The sequence below is a fragment of the Geodermatophilus sp. SYSU D01106 genome (genome assembly GCF_054049995.1).
Genome location: NZ_JBJGYM010000018.1, coordinates 82,537 through 100,206 on the forward strand (window position 1 = coordinate 82,537; position 17,670 = coordinate 100,206).

The window sequence follows — 17,670 nt, forward strand, 5'->3', positions numbered from 1 at the left end:
AGCTCCTTCAGGACTCGAGGATCGCGACGACGCCCTGGCCGCCGGCCGCGCAGACGGAGATCAGCCCGCGCCTGCCGGGACCGGCCTCGTGCAGCTGCTTGGCCAGCGAGGCGACGATCCGGCCGCCGGTCGCGGCGAACGGGTGCCCGGCCGCGAGCGAGGAGCCGTTGACGTTCAGCTTCGACCGGTCGATCGGCCCGAGCGGGGCGTCGAGGCCGAGGCGCTCCTTGCAGAACGCCGGGTCCTCCCACGCCTTGAGGGTGGCGAGCACGGTGGACGCGAAGGCCTCGTGGATCTCGTAGAAGTCGAAGTCCTGCAGCGTCAGCCCGTTGCGGGCGAGCAGCACCGGCACGGCGTGGGCCGGCGCCATCAGCAGGCCCTCGCCGCCGTGGACGTAGTCGACGGCGGCGGTCTGGGCGTCGACGAGGTGGGCGAGCACCGGCAGGCCGTGCTCGGCGGCCCACTCGTCGGAGGAGAGCAGGACGGCCGACGCGCCGTCGGACAGCGGCGTGGAGTTGCCGGCGGTCATGGTGGCCGCGGGGTCGTCCGTGCCGAAGACCGGCTTCAGCCTCCCCAGCTTCTCGACGGTCGTGTCCGGCCGCAGGTTCTGGTCGCGGGTGAGGCCCAGGTAGGGCGTGACCAGGTCGTCGAGGAAGCCGCGCTCATAGGCGGCGGCGAGGTTGCGGTGCGACCGGACGGTCAGCTCGTCCTGCTCCTCCCGGCCGATCTCCCACTCCCGGGCGGTGATCGCCTGGTGCTCGCCCATCGCGAGGCCGGTGCGCGGCTCGGCGTTGCGCGGGATCTCCGGGACCAGCGAGCCGGGGCGGATGCGACCGAGCGCCTTCAGCCGCTGCCCGAGGGTCTTCGCGTTGTTGAGCGCGATCAGCGCGCGGCGCAGGTCGTCGCCGACAGCGAGCGGGGCGTCCGACGTCGTGTCCACGCCGCCGGCGATGCCGGACTCGACCTGGCCCAGGGCGATCTTGTTGGCGACCAGCACGGTCGCCTCGAGGCCGGTGCCGCAGGCCTGCTGCACGTCGTAGGCGGGGGTGGCGGCCGACAGCCTCGACCCGAGGACCGACTCGCGGGTCAGGTTGAAGTCGCGCGCGTGCTTGAGGACGGCGCCGGCGACGACCTCGCCGACCTGCCGGCCCTGGAGGCCGAAGCGGGCGACCAGGCCGTCGAGGGTCGCGGTGAGCATGTCCTGGTTGGAGGCCTGCGCGTAGGCGGAGTTCGACCGTGCGAAGGGGATGCGGTTGCCGCCGAGGACGGCGGCCCGGCGGGGCTGGGTCGGGCTCATCGGTGACCTCCAGGGGTCCCTGGTGCGCCGTGCGCACGCGAACGGCTGACGGAGTGGCCGGTACCGACGGTACACGGTACCGTCGGTTACATGAAAGCGGAGACGACATCGCGGCGCGACCGCCGGGACTCGCGGTGGGACGAACACCGCCGGGCTCGCCGCGAGCAGCTCGTCGACGCCACCGTCGCCGCGGTGGGCAGGTACGGCGCGGGCGTCGGCATGGACGAGATCGCCGCCGAGGCCGGCACGAGCAAGACCGTCGTCTACCGGCACTTCGCCGACCGCAGCGAGCTCTACGTCGCCGTCTGCAACCGGGTCGCGGCGCAGCTGACCGAGAAGCTGCGCGCGGCGATGACCAGCACCGACCACCCGCACCGGATGGTGGCCGCCGCCGTCGAGACCTACCTGGCGTTCCTGGAGGCCGACCCGGAGCTGTACCGCTTCGTCGTCGCCCACCCGCTGCTGGACCGGCCGGTCGACGCCGACCCGGTCAGCACCCTGTCCGACCTCGTGGGCGACCAGGCCGCCGCGCTGGTCGCCGTCGCCCTCGAGCAGGCCGGCCGCGACCCGGCCGCCGCCGCCCCCTGGGGCCACGGACTCGTCGGCCTCGTGCGCGCCGCCGCCGACTGGTGGCTGCGCGCCGAGCGCCCGATGCCCCGCGCCGCCCTCGCCGCCCACCTCACCGACCTCGCCTGGGCCGGGCTCTCGAGCCTCGACCCGGCCGGAGCGACCCCCGAGGAGAAGAAGTGACCTCCACCCTCCCCCGCACCGTGGACCCGGCGCGCCTGCAGGAGGTGCTCGACGGGCGGTGGGCGCACGTCCGCCGCGATGCCCGCGAGCAGCTCGGCGACCCGAAGTACGCGCCGGTCTACGGCGAGTCGGTGCAGGAGGCCCGCGAGCGGATCACCCGGCTGGCCGGCGAGCTGGCCGCCACCGGCCGCGTCGGGCTGGGCTTCCCCAAGCAGTACGGCGGCGAGGCCGACGCCGGCGGCTCGGTGACCTCCATCGAGATGCTGGCCTACGGCGACCTGTCGCTGATGGTCAAGGCCGGCGTCCAGTGGGGCCTGTTCGGCGGCGCCGTCCAGCTCCTCGGCACCGAGCGCCACCACGACGCGTACCTGCCCGACATCATGAGCTTCGCCCTGCCCGGCTGCTTCGCCATGACCGAGACCGGCCACGGCTCCGACGTGCAGCAGCTGCGCACCACCTGCACGTACGACCCGCAGACGCGGACCTTCGACCTGCACACCCCGCACGAGGCCGCCCGCAAGGACTACATCGGCAACGCCGCGAAGGACGGGCGGATGGCCGTCGTCTTCGCGCAGCTGGTCACCCAGGGACGCAAGCAGGGCGTGCACGCCTGGCTGGTGCCGATCCGCGACGCGGACGGCAACGCGATGCCCGGCGTCACCATCGGCGACGACGGCCCCAAGGCCGGGCTGCTCGGCGTCGACAACGGCCGGCTGTCCTTCGACCACGTCCGCGTGCCGCGGGAGATGCTGCTCGACCGCTACGGCCAGGTGGCCGAGGACGGCACGTACAGCAGCTCGATCGCCAACGAGACGCGCCGCTTCTTCACCATGCTCGGCACGCTGGTGCGCGGCCGGGTGAGCGTCGGCGGCTCGGCCGGCTCGGCCACCCGGATGGCCCTCGACATCGCCGTCCGCTACGGCGAGGTGCGCCGCCAGTTCGCCGCCCCGGGCCGCGACCGGGAGATCGTGCTCAACGACTACCTGGTCCACCAGCGCAAGCTGCTCCCCGCGCTGGCCACCTCCTATGCCCTGGCCTTCGCCCAGGAGGAGCTGGTCGGCACCATGCACGACCTGCACACGGCGGTGCACGAGCACGGCGAGGAGGTCGACGAGGCCGCCCAGCGCGAGCTCGAGTCGCGCGCCGCCGGCCTCAAGGCCGCCACCACCTGGCACGCCACCCGCACCATCCAGACGTGCCGCGAGGCGCTCGGCGGCGCGGGCTACCTGGCGGAGAACCGGCTGCCGCAGCTCAAGGCCGACACCGACGTCTTCACCACGTTCGAGGGCGACAACACCGTCCTGCTGCAGCTGGTCGCCAAGGGCCTGCTCACCGGCTACCGCGACGCGTTCGGCTCGCTCGACGGCTGGGGCCGGGTGGCGTTCGTCGCCGACATGGTCCGCGAGACGGTGCTGGAGCGGACGGCGGCCCGCGGGCTGATCGCCCGGCTCGTCGACGCCGTTCCCGGCCGCGACGAGGACGTGCCGCTGCGCGACCGCGGCTGGCAGCTGCGGATGTTCGAGTTCCGCGAGAGGCACACCCTCGAGGGCGCCATCCGCCGGCTGCGCCGGAACGCCGCGACCGACGGCATGGAGCCCTTCGCGGTGTTCAACAGCGTCCAGGACCACGTGCTGCGGACGGCGTCCACGCACATCGACCGCGTCGTCCTCGAGGCGTTCGTCGCGGGCATCGACCGCACGACCGACCCCGCCGCGCGGGCCCTGCTCGAGGTCCTGTGCGACCTCTACGCGCTGTCGACCATCGAGGCCGACAAGGGCTGGTTCCTCGAGCACGGCCAGCTCACCCCGGCCCGGTCCAAGGCGCTGACCGGCACGGTGAACGCCCTGCTCGGCGAGCTGCGGCCGCACGCGGTCACGCTCGTCGACGGCTTCGGGATCCCGCACGCGTGGAAGAACGCGGCGGTCCTCGAGGAAGAGGCCGCCCGCCAGGAGGCCATGGCCGCGGAGGACGCGCGGATCACCACCGAGGCGGGCTCGGCCGCGCCGGACGACACGGCCGTCGCGGTGGACGTGCCGCCGGGACAGTGACCCGGCGGGCAGTGTGGGTCAGGCGGGCAGTGTGGGTCAGGCGGGCAGTGTGGGTCAGGCGGGCAGTGTGGGTCAGGCGGGCAGTGTGGGTCAGGCGGGCAGGGCGCCGTTGACGGTCACCGCGGCGACGGCGCCGTGCCCGACCTCCCAGCGGTCGAGCAGCTCCTGGTAGACGCCGTCGTCGACCAGGCGCTGCAGGGCCTCGGTGACGACGTCGCGCAGCTCCGTGCGCTCCGGGGCGACGGCGATGCCGTAGAGGCCCGGCTCGTACTGGGTGTCGGAGACGAGCTGGTAGCTGTTCTGCGTCCGCGGGTCGGTGGTCACGAAGACCGCCGGCGGGTAGTCGGCGAGCACGGCGTCGGCCCGGCCGGTGCGCAGCTCGAGCAGGGCGTCGTCGTTGGTGGGCAGCTCGTGGACGTCGATGCGCAGCGCGCACGACGCCTGCGCCCGCTCCAGCAGCCCGACCTGCACCGTGCCGGCCTCGACGGCGACGCTGCGGCCGCACAGCCCGGCGAGGTCGTGGACGCCGAGCGGGTTGCCCCGGGCCACGACGATCGAGGACCCGGCGCGGAAGTAGTTGACGAAGTCGGCCTGCTGCTCGCGCTCGGCGGTGTCGGTGACCGCGCTCATCACCAGGTCGAAGCGGCCGGCGCCGAGCTCGTCGAGCAGCCCGTCGAACGGCGAGGCCTCGAAGCGCACCTCGACGCCGAGCAGGTCGCCCAGTGCGGCGCCGAGGTCGGGCTCGAAGCCGACGATCGTGCGCCCGTCCGGGCCGAACGAGGACGCCGGCGGGTAGGACGGGTCGTTGGCCACGGTCAGCACGCCGGCCTCCCGCACGTCGTCGGGCAGCGCGGCGTGCAGCGCCTCGTCCACGGCGACGTCGGCGGTGGGGCCCGCGGCGGCCGCGGCCTCCTCCCCCGCGCCGCACCCGGCGGTGAGCAGGACGGCGACGGCGAGGACGGCGCCGGGGACGGCGCGGCGGGTGCGGGTGCGGGTCACGCGAGGACCTCCACGGAGGGCGCGGACACCCCTGCGGCCGCGCGCGAGAGCTCCGGCCACGGGCGCGGCCGGGAGAACAACCAGCCCTGGGCGCGGTCGCAGCCGACCGCCCGGAGCCAGGCCGCGACCTCGGGCGTCTCCACGCCCTCGGCGCAGACCGACAGACCCAGGCCGTGCGCGAGCTCCACCAGGGCCCGCACGACGGCGGCGTCCTCGGCGGAGACGTCGACACCGGTGACGAAGGCCCGGTCGGCCTTCACCTCGGTGAGGGTGAGCGAGCGCAGGTGCGACAGGCTCGCGAAGCCGACGCCGAAGTCGTCCAGCGCGGCGCCGAAGCCGGCCGCGGTGAGCTCGGCCAGGCACGTCGCGGCGGCGGCCAGGTCGGCCGGCAGCGCGGTCTCGGTGACCTCCAGGTGCAGCCGCGACGGCGCCACCCCGGCCTCGGCGGCCAGCCGCGCCACCGTGGCCGCGAAGCCCGGCGTCTCGAGGTTGCGCACCGAGACGTTGACCGAGACGGTCCAGTCCTCGCCGGCCGCCGTCCACGCGGCGCAGTCGGCGAGCGCCCGGCGCAGCACCCACCCGGTGAGCGCGCCCATGACGCCGGACTGCTCGAGGGCCGGCAGGAAGTCCCCGGGGCCGATGAGCCCGCGCACCGGGTGCTGCCAGCGCAGCAGCGCCTCGACGCCGACGGTCCGGCCGGAGGCCAGGTCCACCTGCGGCTGGTAGTGCAGGCGCAGGTCGCCGTCCTCCAGGGCGCGGCGGACGTCGTGCTGCAGCGACGGCGAGTGCGCGGTCGGGACGGCGGCGCGCGGGTCGAAGACGACGACGCCGGTCGCGCCGCGCTTGCCCTGGTACATGGCGGCGTCGGCGCAGGTCATCAGCGTCTCGACGTCGGTGGCGTCGGCCGGGAAGACGGCGATCCCGCAACTGGCCTCGACCGCGAGCGGCACGCCCTCGACGACCGTCTCGGCCGCGAGCGCGTCGCTCACCCGCAGCACGAGGTCGCGGGCGGCGGCGCCGTCGTCCATGCCGGGCAGCAGCAGGCCGAACTCGTCCCCGCCGAGGCGCGCGACGGTGTCCTCGGCGCGGACGGTCGCGGCCAGGCGCCGGCCGACCTCGACGAGCAGCTGGTCGCCGGCGTGGTGGCCGAGGGTGTCGTTCACCTCCTTGAACCGGTCGAGGTCGACCAGGACGACGGCGCCCGGCGCGCCGCGCTCCAGCTCGGCGGCCACCCGGCGCGCGAACAGCTCGCGGTTGGCCAGGCCGGTCAGCGGGTCGTGCAGCGCGTCGTGCTCGGCCTGCGCGGCCTGGCGGCGCAGCCGGCGCGTGGTCGACCAGGAGATCCCGGCGAGCACCACGTACAGCGCGCCGAGGCCGGCGCCGAGGCGCCAGTGGGTGCGCGTGGTGGCCGCCTCGACCTCGGCGGCGACGGTGTCGTAGGGCAGCAGCAGCTCCAGCACGCCGATCGAGCGGCCCGAGGTGTCGGCCACGATCGGCTGCAGCACGCGGATCATCCGGCCGACCGCGAGGCCGTCGCCGTCGAGCAGGGTCACGTCGGTGCCGCCGGCCGCGGCGGTGGTGAAGGCGGCACCGGTGGACGGGGAGACGTCCTCCCCGGCGGGGTAGTCGGGCAGGGCCGCCTCGGGGCCGGTGGCGCCGTCGTCGGCGAAGAGCACCACGCCGGTGAAGTCGCGCAGCCGCAGCCGCAGCAGCGACCCGCGGAAGACGGCGAGGTCGGTGGCCATCTGAAGGCGCTCGCGCTCGGCGGCCGTCAGCCCGGTGCCGAGGTCCTGGCCGCGCAGGGCCGGGGCGATCGCCGTCTCCTCGACGACGGCGGCCTGGGCGCGGCCGTACTCCAGGGCGCGGTCGACGGCGTCCTGACGGGAGCCGCTGGACAGGACGGCGCCCAGCACGACCACCGGCACCAGGCTGGCCGCGGCGTAGGCGGCGAAGAGCCGGGTGCCGGCCGCGGTGGCGCTGCGGGACCGGGTCATGCCCCCTGATCGGCTGGGCGGGCCCGCAGGTCAACCGTGGTCTCACCCGTCGGGGTGGGACGTCCCGGACGGCAGGGTCGAGCGCGGGAGGATGGTCGGCCGTGAGCACCCTCGCGGCGACCGTCGAGACCCTCCGCGTGCCGGCCGCCGTCGACCTCGCCGCGATCGTGGTCGGGGCGCTCACGGGCGGGCTGCTCGCGGCCCGGGAGGGCTTCGCCATCTCCGGCGTGCTGCTGCTCGCCGTCACCGGCGGCCTCGGCGGCGGGCTCATCCGCGACGTGCTGCTGGCGCAGGGAGCGCCGGTGGCGCTGACCAACCGCGCCTACCTGCCCGCCGTCGCGATCACCGCGATGGTGACCTTCTACTTCTCCGGCTGGCTGTCGCGGCTGACGACGCTGCTCGTGGGGCTCGACGCGCTCAGCCTCGGCCTGTTCACCGTCATCGGCGCGCAGAAGGCGCAGCTGGCCGGACTGCCCAGCGCCTCGGTCGTCTTCATCGGCACGCTCACCGCCGTGGGCGGGGCGGTGATCCGCGACATGCTGCTCGCCCAGCGCGCCGACATCGTGCAGCCGGGCCCCTACAACGCCGTCGCCGCGCTGCTGGGCGCCACCCTGCTCACGCTGCTGGCTGGGCCGGCCGGCCTCGACCCGATCCCCGTGGCCCTGCTGGTCATCGTCTTCGTCGCGGCGCTGCGGGTGCTGTCGGTCTGGCGCGGCTGGGCGGCGCCGGTGGCCGTCGACCTCCCCGGGCGCGCCCGCAGCCGGCTGGCCGCGCGGGACCGGTCCGCCCGTCCCGGGGACCGCCGACGCGTCCTCCGCCGCCGGATGCGCTGAGGCGGGGCCGCCCGGAGGATGACCGGCATGTCCGAGCGGGAGCACGACGTCGTCCTCTTCGGTACCACCGGCTTCGTCGGCCGGCTGGTCGCCGCCTACCTCGCCGAGGCCGCGCCGCCCGACCTGCGGGTGGCGCTGGCCGGCCGGTCACGGGAGAAGCTGACCGCCACCGCGGCGGACCTGCCGGGCGCGGCGCAGCGGTGGCCGCTGCTGGAGGCCGACACCGGCGACGCGGCGTCGCTGGAGCGGCTGGCGGCGTCCACCCGGGTGCTGGTCACGACCGTCGGCCCCTACCAGCGCTACGGCCTGCCGGTGGTCGAGGCGTGCGCCCGCGCCGGCACGCACTACGCCGACCTCACCGGCGAGGTGCTCTTCGTCCGCGAGGCGATCGACCGCTGCGACGCCGTGGCGAGGGAGACCGGGGCCCGGCTCGTGCACGCGGCCGGCTACGACTCCATCCCCTCGGACCTCTCGGTGTTCCTGCTCGCCGAGCGCGCCCGGGCCGACGGCGCCGGCGGGCTCACCGACGTCCGGCTGGTCGCGAGCCTCAAGGGCGGGTTCAGCGGCGGCACGGTCGACTCGATGCGCGCGCAGATCGAGCAGATGGCCACCGACCGCTCGCTGCGCCGGGTCATCGGCGACCCGTACGCCCTCTCCCCCGACCGCGCCGCCGAGCCCGGCACGCGCCAGCCCCCGGACGTCGCCCCGCCCGCACTGGCCGCCGACGGCCGCTGGACCGCGCCCTTCGTCATGGCGCCGTTCAACACCCGGATCGTGCGGCGCAGCAACGCCCTGCAGGACTGGGCCTACGGGCACGGCCTGCGCTACGGCGAGTCGATGAGCGCCGGCCGCGGCGTCACCGGCGCCCTGACCGCCGCGGGCATCACCACCGGCCTGGCGGCGGCGTTCGGCGCGATGGCGTTCGGGCCGACGCGGGCGCTGGTCGACCGGGTGCTGCCCGCGCCCGGCACCGGCCCGTCGGAGGCGGCCCGGGAGAAGGGCTTCTTCCGGATGGTCGTCGACGCCGACACCGAGGGCGGGCGGCACTACCGCGCGACGGCGGCGGGTCCCGGCGACCCCGGCTACAAGGCGACGTCGGTGATGCTCGGCCAGGTGGCGCTGGGCCTGGCCCTCGACGGCGACCGGCTGCCCGACCGGGCGGGCTCGCTCACCCCGTCGACGGCGCTGGGGGACGTGCTGGTGGAGCGGCTGCGCGCCGCCGGCCACACCTACGACGTCGAGGCCGTGTAGGCCTGACCCACCCGCACGGCCAGGAGGGCGACGTCGTCCTCGGCGCCGGGGAGGAACATCCGCCGCAGGACGACGTCGCACAGCTCGTCCAGCGGCGCCCCGTCGCAGCCGCGCAACGCGGCGACGAGGTCGGCGGTGCCGGCCTCGAGGTCGCGGTCGCGCCGCTCGACCAGCCCGTCGGTGTACAGCAGCACGGTGCTGCCGGCCGGCAGCTCGGCGACGCGGTCGGTGCGCGGGCGGCCCGGCTCGACGCCGAGCAGCAGGTCGGCGGGTTCCGCGGCGAGGACGCGCACGTCCCCGCCGGGGTCGACGACGACCGGCGGCGGGTGCCCGGCGCTCGACCAGTGCAGCACCGCGCCGTCGGGGCCGGGCCGGGACAGGCGGGCCAGCAGCGCGGTCGCCATCGCGCCCACGGCCAGGCCGGAGGCGGCGCGGTCGAGGCGGGTGAGCAGCTCGGCCGGCGTCGCGGCGTCGGCGTAGGCGATGCCGCGGAGCAGGCCGCGCAGCTGTCCCATCGCGGCGGCGGCGTGCCGGTCGTGCCCGACGACGTCGCCGATGGCGAGCACCGTCTCGCCGTCGCCGCCGGGGAACGCGTCGTACCAGTCGCCGCCGATGTCGGCGCCCTCGGACGCCGGGACGTACCGGACGACCACCTCGCAGCCCTCCAGGCGCGGCGGCTCGGTGAGCAGGCTGTGCTGCAGCGCCTCGGCGAGGTCGCGCTGCTGGGCGAACAGCCGCGCCGCCTGCAGGGACAGGCCGACGCGGCGGCCGATCTCCACGGCCGCCTCGACCTCGGCCGGGGTGTGGGCCCCGCGGCCGGCGTCGTTGGCCAGGCCGAGCGCGCCGACGACCTCCCCGCGCGCGAGCAGCGGCACGACGGCGGCCGCGCGGGGCTCGAGCCGGGACAGCGCCTCCCGCGCCGCGGGGTCGGCGAGCGCCGCGGTGATGCGGTCGGCGTCGATCTCGGGCACCACGAGCGGACGGCCGGTGCGCAGCACCACCTGCGCGGCGTGCTCGCTGGTCATGGCGTGCGCCATGGCGCGCACGTAGGCGGCGACGTCCGCCCGCCGCTCGGGGTGGCGGTGGGCGACGGCGGCGTCGTGCAGCCGCCGGTGGTCGTCGGTGACGACGATCCAGCACCAGTCGCCGAGCGCCGGCACGACCAGGTCGGCCAGCCGGTCGAGCTGCTCGGCGGTGTCGAGGCTGCCCGACAGGACCCGGCCGGCGTCGGCGAGCAGCTGCAGCCGCCGGTTGGCCTCGGCCATGGCCGCCACCGCGGCGTCCCGCTCGGCGTCGGCGCGCAGCCGGGAGACGCTCAGCGCGATCTGGGCGGTGAGCGCGTCGAGCAGCTCGGCGTCGTCGTCGTCGAAGACGTGCGCGGTGTCCCAGATGACGACGAAGCTGCCGAGCAGCCGCCCCTCGACCCGCAGCGGCAGCGAGGCCAGCGCGTGCAGGCCGAGCGCCGTGCCCACCTCGGCCATGGCGGGGAAGCGGGCGATCGCGTCGTCGAGGTCGGCGAACAGGAACCGCTCGCCGTGCCGGGCGGTGTACTGCGTGGGGAGGGTGTCGTCGAGCTCGACGACGATGTCCTGCGGCGGCGCGACGTCGGCCTCGGCGGCGGCCGCGGCGACGGTGTCGGCGAGCCGCCGGCCCAGGTGGAGGCGCAGCGCGCCGTCGGCGTCGAAGGCGGCCAGCGCGCTGGAGGAGGCGCCGAGCACCCGTGCGCCGCGCAGGGTGATCTCGGCCAGCTCCGACAGCGCGGTGGCGTTGGCCAGCTGGGCGGCCACCTCCGCCACGGCCGCGGCCCGCTGCGTCGCGGCCATGCGCCGGGCGGCCTCCTCGCGGGCGTCGGTGACGTCGACGACGGTGCCGAGCACCCGGACGGCGCTGCCCTGGGCGTCGCGGACGACGCGGCCGCGGGACACCGTCCACCGGGTGCTGCCGTCGGCGTGCAGGACCCGGGCCTCCGCCACGTACTCCCCGGAGCCGGCCAGCGCGTCGGCCATCGCCCGGCGCACGGCGTCCCGGTCGTCGGGGTGCAGCCTCGCCGCGATCATGGCGTCGACGTCGGTGATCTCCAGCGGGCCCTCGAGGCCGTGCAGTGCCGCGCCGCGCTCGTCCCAGTGCAGGACGCCGGTGCGCAGGTCCTGCTCCCAGATGCCGACCGAGCTGGCCTCGAGCGCGACCTCCAGCCGGGTCCGCGAGGCGCCGATGACCGAGCGGGCGGCGGAGAGCTCGAGCTCGGCGACGACCGAGGCGGCGAGGTGCTCGAGCAGCTCGCCCTCGTCGGCGTGCCACTCCCGCGGCGCGGGGTCGTAGACGGCGAGGACGCCCACGACCAGCCCGGACGCCGCGACCAGCGGCGTGCCGAGGTAGGCGACCACCTGCCCGGAGGTGACCGCCGGCAGGTCCGCCAGCGACGGGTCGAGCCGGGCGTCGGGCACCACCAGCGGCCGGGCGTCCGCGACGACCCTTGCCGACAGGGCGCCGGTCAGCAGCGCCCGGCCGCCGACGACGCCCGGGGGCAGGCCGTGCCCGCCGACGACGGTGTCCTGGTCGGTGAAGAGCGTGACCTTGGCGTGTCCGGCCGCGAGCAGCCGCGCGGCGAGCGCCGACAGCCGGTCGTAGGCGGCCGGGCCCGACACCTCCAGGAAGAGGCGGCGAGCGGCGGCGACGCGGTGGGCGTCGCGCAGGGCACCGGCAGCGGTCGGGGACGGAGGAACGGTCACGGTTCCTCCTCGAGCGCACCCGGCCCCGGCGGCCGCGCCCGACCATGGTGCCACGGGGCACCCCCTGAACAGACGGAACCGTCCGGTGACGGAAGTGTCACCCCGCCGGGTGACGGCCGGCGCCGGCGGCCTGCACCCCTCGCCGCCGGACGCCGATCCCCCCTCCATGACGGCGATGCTCACCCGCCGGCTGCCGGACTGCCGTCCGCTGCTGGCCGACCCGGACGACCTGACGCTCGTCTTCCAGCCCATCGTCGACCTCGCCCGCGCCCGCGTCGCGGGGTACGAGGCACTGGCCCGCTTCCCCGGCACCGCCGGGCCCGACGTGTGGTTCGCCGCCGCCGAGGACTCCGGCGTGGCCGCCGAGCTGCACGCGCTGGCCGTGCGGAAGGCGCTCGACGCCGTCCCGGCGCTGCCCGCGGACACCTTCCTCACGGTCAACGTCGGCCCGCACCTGCTCGGCTCGGCCCCCGTCCAGGCCGCGCTGGCGAGCCGGCCGGACCTGCGCGGCGTCGTCGTGGAGCTGACCGAGCACGTGCCCGTGCCCGACCTCGGGGCGCTGCGGGTGCAGGTGGCCGCACTGCGGGCCCGCGGCGCGGTGGTCGCGCTCGACGACACGGGCTCCGGCTGGTCGGGGCTGCGCCAGCTGGCCGCGCTGCGCCCGCAGCTCGTCAAGCTCGACCGCTCGCTGGTCAGCGGCGCGGACGCGGACCCGGTGCGCCTGGCGCTGGCCGAGACCGTGGGCGCCTTCACCGCCCGCATCGACGCCCTGCTCGTCGCCGAGGGCATCGAGACGCGCGGCGAGCTGGCCGCCTTCGCCCGGCTCGGCGTCCCGCTCGCCCAGGGCTGGCTGCTCGGCCGCCCCGCGCCGGGCTTCGCCCCGCTGGACGCCGACGTCGCCGCGCTGGTGCGCAGCAGCACCGCCCGCGCCCGCTCCGCGCACACCGTCGCCGGCCTGGTGCGCCCCGTCCGCCAGGTGGACGCGGGCGACCCGCTGCCCGGCGTCCCGCCCGTCGCGCTCGTGGCGCCCGACGGCGCACCGCTGGCCCTGCGGCTGTCCGACCCGCGGACGGGGTCGGTGCACACCGCGCCGGTCTCGCTGTGCGCCGCCCCGGGCGACGCCGTCGTCGCCACGCTGCAGCGCGCGCTCACCCGTCCGCCGGCGCACCGCTTCGACCCGGTCGTGTGCACCGGGCCCGACGGCGCGGTCCTCGGGCTGCTGCGGGTGGAGGACCTGGCCTCGGCCGCCGCCGTCCGCTGACGCGGGCGGGCTACCCGGCGGAGGCGGTGAGCGCCGCGCGCTCGTCGTCGGTGAGCACGAGGTCCTGCATGGGCAGCAGGTCGGCGAGCTGGTCGACGTCGCGGCCGCTGGCGATCGGCGCGGTGACGGTGGGCTGGTCGGCGAGCCAGCGCAGCGCCACCGCGGCCTGGCTCACCCCGTGCGCGGAGGCCACCTCGGCCAGCGCCGCGAGCACCCGGTCGCCGCGCTCCCCCACGTAGGCCTGCGCGCCCTGCGCCCGCGGCGAGTCGACCCGCTCGCCGGCGCGGTACTTGCCGGTCAGGAAGCCCTTGGCCAGCGCGAAGTAGGGCAGGCAGCCCAGGCCGTTGGCCGCGACGACGTCGCGCAGCCCGTCCTCGTAGGCCGGGCGCTCGACCAGGCTGTAGTGCGGCTGCAGCGCCACGTAGCGGGCGAGTCCGAGCCGCTCGGAGGTCTCCAGGGCCTCGGTCAGCCGCGCCGGCGAGTAGTTCGACGCCGCGACGTGGCGCACCTTGCCCTCGCGCACCAGCTCGTCGAAGGCGGTGAGCGTCTCCTCGAGGGGCGTCGTCGCGTCGTCGTAGTGGGCGTAGTAGAGGTCGATCCGGTCGGTCCGCAGGTTGCGCAGGCTCCGCTCCGCGGCCGCCTTGACCTCGCGGGACGACAGCGGGTGCTCCTTCTGCCCGGGCGAGGCCTTGGTGGCCACCACCATCCGGTCGCGCAGCCCGCGCTCGGCCATCCAGCCGCCGAGGATCTGCTCGGAGCGGCCGTCGCCGTACATCTCCGCGGTGTCGACGAACGGGCTCTGCGTGCTGGGCACGGCGTCGACGAAGCGGTCGAGCACCGCGTGCGACGTCGCCTCGTCGGCCGTCCAGCCGAAGACGTTGCCGCCCAGGCACAGGTCGCTGACGGTCAGGTCGGTCCCGGGGAGCTGCGGCACGCGCCCACGCTATGCCGGGGGCCGCGACCCCGCCCCCGGGACGGGTGGGACCCGCGGGTCCGTAGGGTCGGCAGCAGGCCCGTGGACTGGCCAGATGTCCGGTCGGCGTGTCACGGTGCCCCGGGCCGGACCCCGCAGGGGGAACGGTCCGTCCCGGGCGACCGCCCGGGACCCCATCCTGCGGCCGCCGAGACCGCGCGGCCGCGACGTCCGAGAGGAACCTCTGTGAACAAGGCCGAACTCGTCACCGCCATCTCCAAGCGCGCCGACGTCCCGAGCGCGACCGTCGACGCCGTCCTGTCCGGGCTCCAGGAGGAGCTCGTCGAGGCGATCACCCGCGGCGAGAAGGTCGCCGTCTCCGGGCTGCTGACCGTCGAGCGGACCCAGCGCTCCGCCCGCACCGGCCGCAACCCGCAGACCGGCGAGTCCATCGAGATCCCCGCCGCCAACACGGTCAAGGTCACCGCCGGCTCGAACCTGAAGAAGGCCGCCTCCAACGTCCCGGTGTGATCCGCCGGGCCCCGGCGACGCGCCGGCCTGACCGGCCGCCCGCCCGGGGTGGCGCCTGCCCCCCTGTGACCCCGCCCACGCCCGGTGGGTCAGGATGCGCAGGCAGGCGCCGCCCGACGGGGACGGCACCGGGACGGAGGCACGCGTGAGCAGCGCACTGACCCTGGACACCGACCCGGCGGAGGTCGGCCTCGACGGCGCCCGGCTCGAGCGCCTCGACCGGCGGCTGGCCCGCTGGGTCGACGGCGGTCAGCTGCCCGGCTTCCTCGTCACGGTGTCCCGGCACGGCCGGCTGGCGCACGTGGGCCGGTACGGCGCGCGCGACGTCGAGAACGGCCGGCCGGTCGAGGAGGACACCCGCTGGCGGATCTTCTCGATGACCAAGCCGGTCACCTCGGTCGCGGCGATGATGCTGTACGAGGAGGGGGCCTTCGAGCTCACCGAGCCGATCGCCCGCTGGCTGCCGGAGTTCGCCGAGACCCGCGTGTACGTGGCCGGCTCGGCGCAGAAGCCGGTCACCCAGCCGCAGGTGGAGCCGATCCGGATCTGGCACCTGCTCACCCACATGTCCGGGCTGACCTACGGGTTCCACCACGCCCACCCCGTCGACGCGATGTACCGGGCGATGGGCCACGAGTGGGGCACCCCGCCCGGCGTCGACTCCGCCGAGGCCTGCCGCCAGTGGGCGTCGGTGCCGCTGGTGTTCCAGCCCGGCTCGGAGTGGAACTACGGCGTCTCCACCGACGTCCTCGGCCGGCTGGTCGAGGTCGTGTCCGGCCAGACGCTCGACGTCTTCTTCCAGGAGCGGGTGTTCGGCCCGCTGGGGATGACCGACACGTCCTTCGGCCTGCGTGAGGGCGACGACGTCGACTCCCTCGCCCGCCTCTACGCCGCCGTCCCGGGGCAGCCGGCCGGCGCGCCGACGTCGTTCGCCCCGATCGACGCCATGGGCGAGGCGGCGCACCGCAAGCCGACGTTCCTGTCCGGCGGCGGCGGGCTGGTCTCGACGGCGGCGGACTACCTCCGCTTCTGCGAGATGCTGCGCCGCGGCGGCTCCTACGACGGCGGCCGGCTGCTCGGCCCGCGCACGCTCGCCCACATGGTGCGCAACCACCTGCCCGGCAACGCCGACCTGGAGACCTTCGGCCGGCCCCTGTTCGCCGAGACGCCGCTGCGCGGGGTGGGCTTCGGGCTGGGCTTCTCGATGGTGCTGGACCCGGCGCGCTACGGCGGCGTCGCGAGCGCCGGCGACTACAGCTGGGGCGGGGCGGCGTCGACGGCGTTCTACGTCGACCCGGTCGAGGACGTCGTCGTCACCTTCTACACGCAGCTGCTGCCCTCGAGCACGCTGCCGATCCGCGCGTACCTGCGGGCGCTGGTCAACCAGGCGATCATCGCCTGACGGCCTGAGGCATTGGAGGCTATCCGCACGTATCCGCGCTCAGGACGTGCGAATAGCCTCCAATGCCTGGGCGCCTACAGGTAGCGGCGGTAGACGACGGTGGCGACCATCGCCGGCTTGGTGCCGCCCTCGATCTCCACGGTGACGTCCATGTTCATCGCGATGCCGCCCTCGAACGGCGTCGCCGACGCGAGGGTGGCGCCCGCGCGCACCCGGCTGCCCACCGGCACCGGCGAGGGGAAGCGCACCTTCTCGGTGCCGTAGTTGACGCCCATCCGGAAGCCGCTGATCTCGACGATCTCCGGCAGCAGCGACGGGATGAGCGACAGCGTCAGGTAGCCGTGCGCGATCGGCCCGCCGAAGGGGCTCTCCCGCTTCGCGCGGTCCACGTCGACGTGGATCCACTGGTGGTCGCCGGTCGCGTCGGCGAACTGCTGCACCTGCTCCTGGGTCACCTGCACCCAGTCGCTGTACCCGAGGTGCTGACCGACGAGCGACTGCACGCCCTCGACGCCGTCCACGGTGGTCTGCGCCATCGCCTGTCCTCCTGTGTCCGCTGGGGGTCTGGTTGGCTGACTCCACCACACCGCTGACGGGGACGGGGGCCACGGGTGCTGCGACTGGGCCGGCTGGACGTGCCCGACGGCGGTCTGGTGGTGATGGCCATCGTCAACCGCACGCCCGACTCGTTCTACGACCGCGGCGCCACCTACGAGCTGGCCGCCGCCGTCGAGCGGGTGGACCGGGTGGTGGCCGAGGGCGCGGACATGGTCGACGTCGGCGGGGTCAAGGCCGCGCCCGGCGAGGAGGTCGACGCCGCCGAGGAGATCCGCCGCACCGCCGACCTGGTGGCCGCCATCCGCGCCGCCCACCCGGCGCTGCCCATCTCCATCGACACGTGGCGCGCCGAGGTGGCCCGCGAGGTGCTCGCCGCGGGCGCCGACGTCGTCAACGACGCCTGGGGCGGCGTGGAGCCGGAGCTGGCCGAGGTGGCCGCGGAGGCGGGTGCGGGGATCGTGTGCACCCACGCCGGCGGGCTGCCGCCGCGCACCCGCCCGCACCGGGTGCGCTACGACGACGTGGTGGCCGACGTCGTCGCCCGGACGACGGCGCTCGCCGAGGCGGCGGTGGCCGCGGGCGTGGAGCGCGAGCGGGTGCTGGTCGACCCGGGCCACGACTTCGGCAAGAACACCCGGCACTCCCTGGAGGCCACCCGGCGGCTGGACGAGCTGGTGGCCACCGGCTGGCCGGTGCTGGTGGCGCTGTCGAACAAGGACTTCGTCGGCGAGACCCTCGACGTCCCGCTGGAGGAGCGGCTCACCGGCACGCTCGCGGCGACGGCGGTGAGCGCGTGGCTGGGCGCCCGGGTGTTCCGCGCCCACGACGTCGCGGCGACCCGGCAGACGCTGGACATGGTGGCGTCGATCCGCGGCGACCGCCCGCCCGCGCGCACCACCCGCGGCCTGGCCTGACCTCGTCGTGCGGTGCCCGACCTCGCGCTACAGCACGAGGGCGGGCACCACGGCCCGCGGTCGGGGCCTGGTCCCCGAGCGGACCCCGCACGATCAGGCGGGCTCACCGTGGCGGGGGGGCGGGGGGCGGGGCCGCGGGGGGGGCGCGCGCGGGCCGCCCCGGGGCGGACGCTGGAGCGGGGTGGCGCGC

The 17,670-nt window shown here is 76.1% G+C and carries 14 protein-coding genes; 8 read left to right on the forward strand and 6 right to left on the reverse strand.

Annotated elements, in window-relative coordinates:
- Positions 1-7: 7 nt before the first annotated feature.
- On the reverse strand, positions 8-1,297 hold the full coding sequence (locus ACI78R_RS17755) for an acetyl-CoA C-acetyltransferase (protein ID WP_457041684.1): 1,290 nt from the start codon (positions 1,295-1,297) through the stop codon (positions 8-10).
- A gap of 90 nt (positions 1,298-1,387) precedes the next feature.
- Between ACI78R_RS17755 and ACI78R_RS17760 the strand changes: the two genes are divergently transcribed.
- On the forward strand, positions 1,388-2,047 hold the full coding sequence (locus ACI78R_RS17760) for a TetR family transcriptional regulator (RefSeq protein WP_457041685.1): 660 nt from the start codon (positions 1,388-1,390) through the stop codon (positions 2,045-2,047).
- On the forward strand, positions 2,044-4,095 hold the full coding sequence (locus tag ACI78R_RS17765; protein WP_457041686.1) for an acyl-CoA dehydrogenase family protein: 2,052 nt from the start codon (positions 2,044-2,046) through the stop codon (positions 4,093-4,095). The genes ACI78R_RS17760 and ACI78R_RS17765 overlap by 4 nt, the downstream gene beginning before the upstream one ends.
- Before the next feature lie 90 nt (positions 4,096-4,185).
- Here ACI78R_RS17765 and ACI78R_RS17770 read toward each other — a convergent pair whose 3' ends face one another.
- Both ACI78R_RS17770 and ACI78R_RS17775 read right to left on the reverse strand, forming a co-directional pair.
- Complete coding sequence (locus ACI78R_RS17770; protein WP_457041687.1) at positions 4,186-5,094, reverse strand: ABC transporter substrate-binding protein; 909 nt, start codon at positions 5,092-5,094, stop codon at positions 4,186-4,188.
- A complete protein-coding gene (locus ACI78R_RS17775; protein ID WP_457041688.1) occupies positions 5,091-7,088 on the reverse strand; it encodes a putative bifunctional diguanylate cyclase/phosphodiesterase in 1,998 nt (665 codons plus the stop codon). The genes ACI78R_RS17770 and ACI78R_RS17775 overlap by 4 nt, the downstream gene beginning before the upstream one ends.
- A gap of 101 nt (positions 7,089-7,189) precedes the next feature.
- Between ACI78R_RS17775 and ACI78R_RS17780 the strand changes: the two genes are divergently transcribed.
- Both ACI78R_RS17780 and ACI78R_RS17785 read left to right on the forward strand, forming a co-directional pair.
- Entirely contained in the window at positions 7,190-7,921 is a 732-nt protein-coding gene (locus tag ACI78R_RS17780) for a trimeric intracellular cation channel family protein (RefSeq protein WP_073417870.1), read from the forward strand.
- A gap of 27 nt (positions 7,922-7,948) precedes the next feature.
- Entirely contained in the window at positions 7,949-9,172 is a 1,224-nt protein-coding gene (locus ACI78R_RS17785) for a saccharopine dehydrogenase family protein (RefSeq protein ID WP_457041689.1), read from the forward strand.
- On the opposite strand, the gene ACI78R_RS17790 is transcribed toward ACI78R_RS17785, so the two are convergent.
- Positions 9,151-11,901, reverse strand: coding sequence for a SpoIIE family protein phosphatase (locus tag ACI78R_RS17790; protein WP_457041690.1), 2,751 nt, complete (start codon positions 11,899-11,901; stop codon positions 9,151-9,153). The genes ACI78R_RS17785 and ACI78R_RS17790 overlap by 22 nt on opposite strands.
- Positions 11,902-11,986: 85 nt before the next feature.
- On the opposite strand from ACI78R_RS17790, the gene ACI78R_RS17795 reads away from it, so the two are divergent.
- Entirely contained in the window at positions 11,987-13,162 is a 1,176-nt protein-coding gene (locus ACI78R_RS17795; RefSeq protein WP_457041691.1) for an EAL domain-containing protein, read from the forward strand.
- A 10-nt stretch (positions 13,163-13,172) separates the two neighbouring features.
- On the opposite strand, the gene ACI78R_RS17800 is transcribed toward ACI78R_RS17795, so the two are convergent.
- On the reverse strand, positions 13,173-14,096 hold the full coding sequence (locus tag ACI78R_RS17800) for an aldo/keto reductase (protein ID WP_457041692.1): 924 nt from the start codon (positions 14,094-14,096) through the stop codon (positions 13,173-13,175).
- Between the two features lie 225 nt (positions 14,097-14,321).
- On the opposite strand from ACI78R_RS17800, the gene ACI78R_RS17805 reads away from it, so the two are divergent.
- Both ACI78R_RS17805 and ACI78R_RS17810 read left to right on the forward strand, forming a co-directional pair.
- Positions 14,322-14,606 (forward strand): HU family DNA-binding protein, encoded by a 285-nt coding sequence (locus ACI78R_RS17805; RefSeq protein ID WP_073417863.1) that lies wholly within the window; start codon positions 14,322-14,324, stop codon positions 14,604-14,606.
- A gap of 145 nt (positions 14,607-14,751) precedes the next feature.
- Entirely contained in the window at positions 14,752-16,008 is a 1,257-nt protein-coding gene (locus ACI78R_RS17810; RefSeq protein ID WP_457041693.1) for a serine hydrolase domain-containing protein, read from the forward strand.
- A gap of 74 nt (positions 16,009-16,082) precedes the next feature.
- Here the strand turns inward: ACI78R_RS17810 and ACI78R_RS17815 are convergent, their stop codons facing one another.
- Positions 16,083-16,544 carry a MaoC family dehydratase gene (locus ACI78R_RS17815; protein ID WP_457041694.1) on the reverse strand — a complete coding sequence of 154 codons (462 nt, stop codon included), beginning with the start codon at positions 16,542-16,544 and terminating at the stop codon, positions 16,083-16,085.
- A gap of 75 nt (positions 16,545-16,619) precedes the next feature.
- Here ACI78R_RS17815 and folP point away from each other — a divergent pair, with 75 nt between their 5' ends.
- Positions 16,620-17,480, forward strand: a complete 861-nt coding sequence (gene folP / locus ACI78R_RS17820; RefSeq protein WP_083628096.1) for a dihydropteroate synthase — start codon at positions 16,620-16,622, stop codon at positions 17,478-17,480.
- Positions 17,481-17,670: the final 190 nt, after the last annotated feature.